The organism is Cellulomonas avistercoris, from assembly GCF_014836445.1.
GTDB classification, from domain to species: domain Bacteria; phylum Actinomycetota; class Actinomycetes; order Actinomycetales; family Cellulomonadaceae; genus Cellulomonas; species Cellulomonas avistercoris.
Map to the genome: position 1 here is coordinate 206,259 of NZ_JACSQV010000004.1, position 9,663 is coordinate 215,921.

At 74.8% G+C, this 9,663-nt stretch carries 7 protein-coding genes; 5 read left to right on the forward strand and 2 right to left on the reverse strand.

Translation table 11 applies throughout. The features are described 5' to 3' along the window. Nucleotides 1-171 precede the first annotated feature (171 nt). The 5 genes from H9657_RS06730 to H9657_RS06750 are packed head-to-tail and all read left to right on the forward strand — an operon-like array spanning nt 172 to nt 5,435. Nucleotides 172-1,284 carry an ABC transporter substrate-binding protein gene (locus H9657_RS06730; RefSeq protein WP_191781676.1) on the forward strand — a complete coding sequence of 371 codons (1,113 nt, stop codon included), beginning with the start codon at nt 172-174 and terminating at the stop codon, nt 1,282-1,284. Further along, nucleotides 1,284-2,153, forward strand: coding sequence for an ABC transporter permease (locus H9657_RS06735; protein ID WP_191781679.1), 870 nt, complete (start codon nt 1,284-1,286; stop codon nt 2,151-2,153). The genes H9657_RS06730 and H9657_RS06735 overlap by 1 nt, the downstream gene beginning before the upstream one ends. Beyond that, nucleotides 2,129-2,998 carry an ABC transporter ATP-binding protein gene (locus H9657_RS06740; protein WP_191781680.1) on the forward strand — a complete coding sequence of 290 codons (870 nt, stop codon included), beginning with the start codon at nt 2,129-2,131 and terminating at the stop codon, nt 2,996-2,998. The genes H9657_RS06735 and H9657_RS06740 overlap by 25 nt, the downstream gene beginning before the upstream one ends. Further along, the gene (locus H9657_RS06745) at nt 2,995-4,416 is read left to right on the forward strand and encodes an LLM class flavin-dependent oxidoreductase (RefSeq protein WP_318241348.1); all 1,422 of its coding nucleotides are present in this window, start codon (nt 2,995-2,997) and stop codon (nt 4,414-4,416) included. The genes H9657_RS06740 and H9657_RS06745 overlap by 4 nt, the downstream gene beginning before the upstream one ends. Continuing rightward, nucleotides 4,413-5,435: an aldo/keto reductase gene (locus H9657_RS06750; protein ID WP_191781683.1), complete on the forward strand. Its 1,023-nt coding sequence runs from the start codon at nt 4,413-4,415 to the stop codon at nt 5,433-5,435. The genes H9657_RS06745 and H9657_RS06750 overlap by 4 nt, the downstream gene beginning before the upstream one ends. Before the next feature lie 181 nt (nt 5,436-5,616). Here the strand turns inward: H9657_RS06750 and H9657_RS06755 are convergent, their stop codons facing one another. Both H9657_RS06755 and H9657_RS06760 read right to left on the reverse strand, forming a co-directional pair. Beyond that, nucleotides 5,617-7,170 (reverse strand): glycoside hydrolase family 43 protein, encoded by a 1,554-nt coding sequence (locus tag H9657_RS06755; RefSeq protein WP_191781685.1) that lies wholly within the window; start codon nt 7,168-7,170, stop codon nt 5,617-5,619. After that, the gene (locus tag H9657_RS06760) at nt 7,167-9,596 is read right to left on the reverse strand and encodes a beta-xylosidase/alpha-l-arabinosidase (protein ID WP_404813142.1); all 2,430 of its coding nucleotides are present in this window, start codon (nt 9,594-9,596) and stop codon (nt 7,167-7,169) included. Before H9657_RS06760 ends, H9657_RS06755 begins: the two co-directional genes overlap by 4 nt. Nucleotides 9,597-9,663 lie beyond the last annotated feature (67 nt).

A 9,663-nucleotide genomic window follows, 5' to 3' on the forward strand; every position in this document is an offset into this window, starting at 1 on the left:
TCGAGCCCGGCCGTCCCCCGGCCCCCCACGGCGCCCGGCCCCGCCCCGCACGCTCCACCCCCGTCGCCCGCCACCCCTGGGTCGACACCGGGGACCCCGCGCGCCCGCGCCCCGCCCGACCACCGCCGCGTCCCGACGCCGGCGGCCCACCCCTGCCCGGAAGGCTCCGCCATGCCGTTCGCCCACCCCGCCCGGACCAGGTCCGGCCGCACCGCGCGCCACCGCCTCGCCGCGGTCGCCGCCGCGACCCTCCTGCCCGCGCTGCTCGCCGCGTGCGCCGGTGACGCCTCGGCCGACGCCCCGTCGACCACGGCCGCCACCGCCGCGCTGCCCACCGAGGTCCCCGCCGGCACGACGCTCGTCGTCGGGGACCCCACGACGCAGAAGGCCGTCGAGATCGCCGGCGACGACCTCGACTCCGACCTCGGGTTCACCATCGAGTGGGCCAACCTGTCGGGCGGGCCGCAGACCACCGAGGCGTTCCGCGCCGGGGCGCTCGACGTGGGCGCCGTCGCCGACATCCCGCCCATCCACGCCGAGTGGACCGGCCTCGACGTCAAGATCGTCTCCGCCGTGTACCGCGAGGACTGGCAGGAGAACCCGATCTACGAGTTCGGCGTCGCGCCCGGGGTCGACGGGGTCGAGTCCCTCGAGGACTTCGCCGGGCACCGCATCGCGTACTCGCCGGGGCAGGCGCAGGGCGTCATCGTGCTGCGCGCCCTGCAGGAGGCGGGGCTCGCGCAGGACGACGTGACCCTCGTCGAGCTGCCCAGCAACGGTGACGTCTACACGACCGCGCTCGCCGCGGGCGAGGTCGACATCGCGCCCATCGGGGGCGTCCAGATCGCCCGCTACCTCGAGAAGTACGAGGCCGACGGTGCGCACACGGTGCGCCACGGCCTGCGCGACGACCCGAGCCACCTGTACGCGCCGACCGCGGTGATCGACGACCCCGCCAAGGCCGCCGCGCTGCGCGCCTACGTGCGGCTGTGGGCCCAGGCCAAGCTCTGGGTGCACGACCACCCCGAGGAGTGGAAGGCGGGCTACTACGTCGCCGACCAGGGGCTGAGCCCCGCCGACGCCGACTATCTGGTCGAGCGCGCCGGCACCCCCGACGTCCCCGCGGACTGGTCCGAGGCGATCGCGCGGCACCAGGAGACGATCGAGCTGCTCGCGCAGGCCACGGGCAACGACGTGCTCGACGCCGCGGACCTGTGGGACCAGCGGTTCGCACCCGTCGTCGCCGAGGCCGTGGCCGCGTACCGCGAGAAGGGGACGAGCTGATGTCGACCCTGTCCCTGCCCCAGGGCCTCGCGCGGCGGCCGGTCGCCCGTCCCGCCGCGCGCACCACGGCCGGCCGACGCACGCACCGCACGGTGCGGCGCCTCGGCCCCGGCCGCCCGCTGCGCGGCGGCACCCTCATCGGGCTCGGCGTGCTGCTGGCCGTGTGGTCGCTCGGCTCGGCCGTCGGGCTCATCGACCAGCGCACGCTGTCGGCCCCCTGGACCGTCGTGACGACCGGGGCCGACCTCGTCGCCGACGGCCGCCTGCAGGAGCACCTCGCGGTGTCCGCCGGGCGCGCGCTGTCCGGCCTCGCGCTCGGGATCGTCGCGGGGACCGTCCTGGCGGTGGTCGCCGGGCTCAGCCGCTGGGGCGAGGCGATCGTCGACGGTCCCGTGCAGCTCAAGCGCGCCATCCCGAGCCTCGCGCTGCTGCCGCTGCTCATCCTGTGGCTCGGCATCGGCGAGACGATGAAGGTCGTCACGATCCTGCTGGGCGTCCTCATCCCCGTGTACATCCACACGCACAACGGGCTGCGGACCATCGACGCGCGGTACGTCGAGCTGGCGGAGACGGTCGGGCTCACGCGGTGGGAGTTCCTCACCAAGGTGGTGCTGCCCGGTGCGCTGCCCGGCTTCCTGCTCGGGCTGCGGTTCGCGGTCACCGGCTGCTGGCTCGCGCTGGTCGTCGTCGAGCAGATCAACGGCACCGCCGGCATCGGCTACATGATGGAGCTGGCCCGCACGTACGGGCAGACCGACGTCATCGTCGTCGGCCTGGTCCTGTACGGGATCCTCGGCTACGGCTCCGACCTGCTCGTCCGCGTCGTGCAGAGGAGGGCCCTGTCATGGCGGCGCACGCTCGCGGGCTGACCGCACCGGGCCCGACCGAGGACGCCCGCGTCCCGGCACGGTCCGACGTCCCCGCGCCGGCACAGGGGGTCCTGGCCGACGAGCGCGTCACGACGGGCGACGGGTCGGTGGTCGTGCGCGACCTCGTCCGCGCCTACGGGCTGGGCGAGGGGGACGGCCGTGTGCTGCGCGGCCTGGACCTCGACATCGCGGCCGGCGAGTTCGTCGCGATCCTCGGGCGCAGCGGGTCCGGCAAGAGCACGCTGCTGCGCGCGCTCGCCGGCCTCGACCACGACGTGCACGGCACGGGGACGATCGCCGTCCCCGACCGCGTGTCCGTCGTGTTCCAGGACTCGCGGCTGCTGCCCTGGGCGCGCGTGCTCGACAACGTGACGCTCGGCCTGCGGGGCCCGGGCGCCCGGGACCTGGGCACCGAGCGGCTCGCCGAGGTCGGCCTGGCCGGCCGCGAGCGCGCGTGGCCCACCGAGCTGTCCGGAGGCGAGCAGCAGCGCGTTTCCCTGGCCCGCTCGCTCGTCCGCGAGCCGCAGCTGCTCCTGGCCGACGAGCCGTTCGGGGCGCTCGACGCCCTCACCCGGACCCGCATGCACGCCCTGCTGCGGGACCTGTGCGCCCGTCACCGGCCCGCGGTGCTGCTGGTGACGCACGACGTCGACGAGGCCATCGTGCTCGCCGACCGTGTCGTCGTGCTCGACGCCGGGCAGATCGCGCTCGACGTCGACGTCCTTCACCGCGACCCCGCCGACGCGGCCTACGTGGCGCTGCGCCGTCAGCTGCTCGACGCGCTCGGCGTCCCGCCCGTCGTCGGCCCCGCCACCCCGTCCGCACCCGACAGGAGCACACCGTGAACGCACGAGCCCGGACCACGCGACCCACGCGCGAGGGGCAGCTGCACCTCAACGCGTTCCTCATGAGCACGGGCCACCACGAGGCGTCGTGGCGGCTGCCGGAGTCCGACCCGTCGTACCGGAGCACCGACATCGCCTACCTGCAGCGTCTCGCGCAGACGGCGGAGCGCGGGCACCTGGACTCGATCTTCTTCGCCGACGGCCCGGCGCTGTTCCGCGACGTCGGCCGGCGCCCGTCGGGCACGCTCGAGCCGACGGTCGTGCTGGCCGCCATCGCGGCGGTGACCAGCCGCATCGGGCTCATCGCCACGGCGTCGACCACCTACAACGACCCGTACAACCTGGCGCGGCGGTTCGCGTCGGTCGACCACATCAGCGGCGGGCGCGCGGGCTGGAACATCGTCACGACCGCGCACCTCGAGGCGGCCCGCAACTTCGGCCGCGACGACCTGCCGTCGCACCGGTCCCGCTACGAGCGCGCGGCCGAGTTCATCGACGTCGCGCTGAAGCTGTGGGACTCGTGGGAGGACGACGTCGAGATCGGCGACAAGGAGGCCGGCGTGTGGGGCGACCCGGCGCGGATCCACCCGCCCGAGCACGTCGGCGAGCACTTCCGCGTCGCGGGGGCGCTGACGACGCCGCGCTCGCCGCAGGCCTACCCGCTGCTGGTGCAGGCCGGGTCGTCGGACGACGGCAAGGACCTGGCCGCGCGGTACGCCGAGGCGGTGTTCACCGCCCAGCAGACGCTCGACGACGCGCTCGCGTTCGCCACCGACCTCAAGCGGCGGGCCGTCGAGTGGGGCCGGGACCCCGCGGGCCTGCTCGTGCTGCCGGGCATCGTGCCCGTCATCGGCGCCACCGAGGCGGAGGCCCGGGCCAAGGAGGAGGAGCTCGACCGGCTCATCCGGCCCGAGTACGCGCGCGCCCAGCTCGCCAAGACGCTGCGCGTCGACCCCGACGACCTGCCGCTGGACCGCGAGCTGCCCGCCGACCTGCCGAGCGAGGACGAGATCGAGGGCGCCAAGTCGCGGTACACGTTGATCGTCGAGCTCGCGCGGCGCGAGCGGCTCACGGTGCGCCAGCTCATCGGCCGGCTCGGCGGCGGGCGCGGGCACCGCACGTTCTCCGGCACGGCCGAGCAGGTCGCCGACGCCATCCAGGAGTGGTGGGACGCGGGCGCGGCCGACGGGTTCAACATCATGCCCGCGGTGCTGCCGTCGGGCCTGGAGGACTTCGTCGACCAGGTCGTCCCCGTGCTCGTCGACCGCGGCCTGTTCCGCAGGGAGTACACCGGCACGACGCTGCGCGACCACTACGGGCTCGCGCGCCCCGCGCACCCCCACGACCGCACGGGCGGGCGCGACATCGGGCGCGTCGCCACGACCACCAGCACCACCCACCAAGGAGCACACGCATGACGACGTACCGCCCGCTCGGCCGCACCGGGGTCCAGGTGTCCCCGCTGACGCTCGGCACCATGAACTTCGGCGCCTGGGGCAACCCCGACCACGACGACTCCGCGGCGATCCTGCACCGCGCGCTCGACGCCGGCATCAACGTCGTCGACACCGCCGACGTGTACTCGCGCGGCGAGTCCGAGACGATCGTCGGCAAGGCGCTCGCCGGGCGTCGCGACGACGTCGTGCTGGCGACCAAGGTCCACGGCCGGCTGTCCGACGAGGTCAACCACGCGGGCAATTCGCGGCGGTGGATCGTGCGGGCCGTCGAGGACTCGCTGCGCCGCCTGCAGACCGACCGCATCGACGTCTACCAGGTGCACCGCCCCGAGCCCGGCACGGCCCTCGACGAGACGCTCGGCGCGCTCGACGACCTCGTGCGCGCCGGCAAGGTGCTGTACGTCGGGACCTCGACGTTCCTGCCGTCGCAGATCGTGCAGGCGCAGTGGGTCGCGGCCGACCGCCGGTTCGCGCGGCCCGCGACCGAGCAGCCGCCGTACTCGATCCTCGCGCGGGGCGTCGAGCGCGAGGTGCTGCCCCTCGCGCTCGAGTACGGGCTGGGCGTGCTGCCGTGGAGCCCGCTGGCCGGCGGCTGGCTCTCGGGGCGTCCGCTCGACGGGACGCGCGGCACCTCGCCGCGTCACCAGCGCCAGCCGGGGCGGCACGACCCGTCCCTGCCCGAGAACCTCAGCAAGGCCGAGGCCGTGCAGCAGCTGACGAAGGTCGCCGAGGCGGCCGGGCTCACCCTGCTGCAGCTCGCGCTCGGGTTCGTCCTCGAGCACCCGGCCGTGTCGAGCGCGATCATCGGGCCGCGCACGCACGAGCACCTCGACGCGGCCCTCACGGCGCTGGAGGTCCGGCTGCCCGCGGACGTCCTCGACGAGATCGACCGCATCGTCCCGCCGGGCGTCACGCTCAACCCGGCCGACGCGGGCTACCACCCGCCGTCCATCACGGACCCGACCACCCGCCGCCGCTGAGAGCCGACCGGATCGCTCTCTCACCACCAGGGGGACATGCCCACCCCACCCCCGGTGAGAGAGCGATCCAGCACCCCCACCCCCGGTGAGGGAGCGATCCAGCCCGCGTTCTGCGGAGCTGGATCGCTCTCTCACCACCATGACGGGGGCTGGATTGCTCTCTCACCACATGGGGTTCGGGTCAGGCGGTGGGGACGTACTCCACGCGCTCGACGTGGGCGACGGTGCTCGTCGGGGCGCCGTTGCTCGTGCCGTAGACACCCAGCCACAGGCCGAGGAACCCGCCCGTGGCGACCGTGTCGAGGTCGGTGGCCGCGGCCGTGGCCACGACGACCGGCTCGGCGTCGCCCGCGGCGACGACGAGGTCGAGGTCGACCCCGCGCGCACGCACCGACAGGGTCAGCGGGCCGCCGGCGGTCAGCGCCGCCTCGCCCAGCACCCGGTCCTCGTCGCGCTGCCGGTGCACGACCTGCGCCCGCAGGCCGTCGCCGTCCGGCGTGACCGCGAGGCGCACGTGGTCCTTCTCGGACTGCCGCACGACCACACCGACCTCCTCGCCGTCGGCGAGGTCCACGGCGACGCGCGCCACGAGGTCGGCGTCCTGGTGCTGCAGCCGCAGGCCCAGGAACGCGGGGACGTCGACGTCCGCGAGCGTCGCGGGACGCAGCGCCAGGTCCCAGCCCTCGCCGGCAGGCGTCGCGACCTCGGTGGGCAGCGCGCGCACGGCGGTCCAGCGCGGGTCGTCCGCCGGCACCGTCCCGGACGCGAGCCCCTGGACGAGCCCACGTGCGGGACCCGTCGCGAACGGCACCTCGACCTCGTCCGGGACCTTGCCGACGCCCGGTGCGAAGACCGGCCAGCCGTCCTCCCACACCACGGGGACGAGGAACGTCTCACGGCCCAGCGGGTAGTGGTAGCCGCCGTAGGTGCGCATGGCGAGCAGCACGGCCCACCAGCTGCCGTCGGCCGCCTCGACGAGGTCGGCGTGCCCGGCCCCGACGACCGGGTGCTGCCGGCCCAGGTGCCGGTGCGTGAGGATCGGGTTGCCGCGCGTCCCGGTGTACGGCCCGGTCACGACCTCGGCCTGCGCGATGCTCTCGGCGTGGTGGAACTCGGTGCCGGCCTCGGCCGCCATCAGGTAGTACGTGCCGTCGACCTTGTAGAGGTGCGGCGCCTCGGCCCAGACGGCGCCCTTGACGGCACCCGACCACACCACGTGCTCGGGCCCCGTGAGCTTCTTGGTCTCGGGGTCGAGCTCGCGGATCCACACCTCGGTCTGGTGGTACCACTCGGGCTCGAGCGCCAGACGCGTGCCGTGCACCCAGATGCGGCCGTCGTCGTCGAAGAAGATCGACGGGTCGATGCCGTCGGCGTCGAGCCACATCGGGTCGGACCACGGGCCGGCCGGGTCGGTGGCCGTCATGAGGAAGTTGCCGCCCGGGTTGCCGTGCGGCTGGCCGACGAGCGTGCAGATGACCCAGAACAGGCCGTCGTGGTGGCGGATCGTCGGCGCGTACAGCCCGCCGGACGACGCGATGCCGGTGTAGTCCAGCTGGCCGGGACGGTCGACGACGTGCCCGATCTGCTCCCACGTCACCAGGTCGCGGCTGTGCAGGACCGGCAGGCCCGGGAGGTACTCGAACGTCGACGCGACGAGGTAGTAGTCGTCACCCACCCGGCAGATCGACGGGTCGGGGTAGCACCCCGGCAGGATGGGGTTCTTCACGGTGCTCATGCGTCGCTGACCTCCACGTCGACGATCCGCCGGTCCTCGGCGGTGATCTCGTGCACGGTGCCCGTGACCTGCAGGACCGCGTGCGGCGTACTCTGCCCCGGCACCGTGTGCCGCGTCATCTCGCGGGCGCTGGAGATGGCACCGCCGGTGGCGTCCACCACGGTGGCCGGGTCGGTGACCGCGGCGTGCGACGCGACCCAGACCTGCACGTCACCGGGCTCGACGACCCGCACGAGGCGGCGGTCGGCCAGCGCCAGGCGCGTCGTCGGGACCCGGAACGTCACGCGGCGCGACTGACCGGGCGCGAGCTCGACCCGGGCGTACCCGAGCAGCTGCGCCACGGGCCGCACGACGGAGGCGACGACGTCGCGCCCGTAGAGCTGCACGACGTCCGCGCCGGCGACGTCACCCGTGTTGGTCACGGTCACGGCCGCCGTGAAGACGCCCGCGGAGTCCACGGTCGGGTCCACCTGCAGGTCGTCGTAGGCGAACGTGGTGTACGCCAGGCCGAAGCCGAAGGGCCGCACGGGCGTGGGGTCCGTCGACGTGACGTCGGACGGGCCGCCCAGCACGGGGTGCAGGTAGCGGAACGGCTGGGCGCCCGCGGCGCGCGGCAGCGAGACGGGCAGCCGGCCCGACGGGTTCGCGGCGCCGGTCAGCAGCTCCGCGATCGCGTCGCCGCCCCGCTCGCCGGGGAAGAACGCCTGCAGGACCGCGGCAGGGCGCGGGCCCTCGCCGTCCAGCGCCCACCCGATCGCGTAGGGGCGGCCGGTGAGCATGACCATGACGACCGGCGTCCCCGTGGCGACGAGCGCCTCGACGAGCCGGCGCTGCACGCCCGGCAGCTCGAGGGACTGGACGTCGTTGCCCTCGCCGACCGTGCCACGGCCGAACAGCCCGGCCTGGTCACCGACGACGACGACCGCCACGTCGGCGTCCGTCGCGGCAGCCACGGCGGCGTCGAAGCCGCTCGTGTCGTCGCCCTCGACCGCGCAGCCCTCGACGAACGTGACGTCGGGCAGCGCCGCCGCGAGCGCCTCGTGGACGCTGCTGATCTCGAAGCCGAGCGGCAGGTCCGGGTGGTGCGCGAGCACGTGGTTGGCGAACGAGTAGCAGCCCATGAGCGCCTCGGGGCGCGCCGCGTTGGGGCCGACGACGGCGACGCGGCGCGGCTGGGCCAGCGGCAGCACGCCGTCGTTCGACAGCAGCACGACGGACTCGCGCGCGAGCCGCAGCGCGAGGTCGCGGTGCCGCGGGGAGTCGAGGTCGATCTCGGTGGGCGGCTCGTCCTCGAAGGCCTCGGGCTCGAGCAGGCCGAGCTCCTCCTTCTGCGCGAGCGCACGCAGCACGGCGCGGTCGACGAGGGCCTCGTCGGCCAGGCCCGCGCGGATCCGCGCGGCCAGGGGCTCGAGGAACGCGTCGCCCGTGGGCAGCTCGATGTCGAGGCCCGCCGCGAGCGCCAGCGCGGCCGCCTCGCCGCGGTCGGCGGCCACGCCGTGCATGACCTGGAGGAACGCGACGGCGAAGTAGTCGGCCACGACGACGCCGTCGAAGCCCCACTCGGTGCGCAGGACGTCGGTGAGGTAGTGCGGGTCCGCCGCGACCGGGACGCCGTCGACGTCCGCGTAGGAGTTCATCACCGAGCGGACGCCGCCGTCGCGCACGGCCATCTCGAACGGCGGGAGGTAGATCTCGGCCAGCTCGCGCGGGCCGGCGTGCACGGGCGCGTGGTTGCGGCCCGCGGCCGACGCGGAGTACCCGACGAAGTGCTTGAGCGTCGCGTGCACGCCCGCCTCCTGCAGGCCCCGCACGTACGCCGTGCCGACGGTCCCGACGAGGTACGGGTCCTCGCCGATGCACTCGTCGACGCGGCCCCAGCGCGGGTCGCCGACGACGTCGAGCACGGGTGCGAGGCCCTGGTGGATGCCGAGCTCGCGCATCGAGTCGCCAATGGCGCGGGCGGCCTCGTGCACCAGCTCGGGGTCGAACGACGCGCCCCACGCCAGGGGCGTCGGGTAGCTCGCCGCCTGCCACGCCGCCAGGCCCGTCAGGCACTCCTCGTGCACGAGGGCCGGGATGCCCAGGCGCGTCTCGCGCTTGAGCCGGCGCTGCTCGGCCCACAGCCACGCCGCACGCTCCGCGGGCTCCACGGGACGCGTGCCGTAGACGCGCGTGTAGTGGCCGAGCCCGTGGCGCGTGATCTCCGCGAGCTGGCCGGAGTCCTTCTGCCCCGAGGCCATCTCCGACTGCATCGGCGCGACCGTGCCGTTCTGGTCGAGCCAGTAGCCGACCAGCTGGGCCAGCTTCTCCTCGAGCGTCATCCGCGCGTGCAGGTCGCGCACGCGCTCCGAGACGACGGGGACGGCGGGCAGGACGGGTGCCGCCGGCACGACGTGCTGGGTGGCGGTGCCGGGTGTGTCGGACACGAGGGTGATGCTCCTTCGGATCATGGCGAGGGGGTACAGGTCCGGGGGGGGGGGGGGGGCGGGGGGG

Excerpts from the sequence above, each read along its gene's own strand:
- H9657_RS06730 (WP_191781676.1), top strand. The coding sequence starts at position 172 with ATGCCGTTCGCCCACCCCGCCCGGACCAGGTCCGGCCGCACCGCGCGC.
- H9657_RS06735 (WP_191781679.1), top strand. The coding sequence starts at position 1,284 with ATGTCGACCCTGTCCCTGCCCCAGGGCCTCGCGCGGCGGCCGGTCGCC.
- H9657_RS06740 (WP_191781680.1), top strand. The coding sequence starts at position 2,129 with ATGGCGGCGCACGCTCGCGGGCTGACCGCACCGGGCCCGACCGAGGAC.
- H9657_RS06750 (WP_191781683.1), top strand. The coding sequence starts at position 4,413 with ATGACGACGTACCGCCCGCTCGGCCGCACCGGGGTCCAGGTGTCCCCG.
- H9657_RS06755 (WP_191781685.1), bottom strand. The coding sequence starts at position 7,170 with ATGAGCACCGTGAAGAACCCCATCCTGCCGGGGTGCTACCCCGACCCG.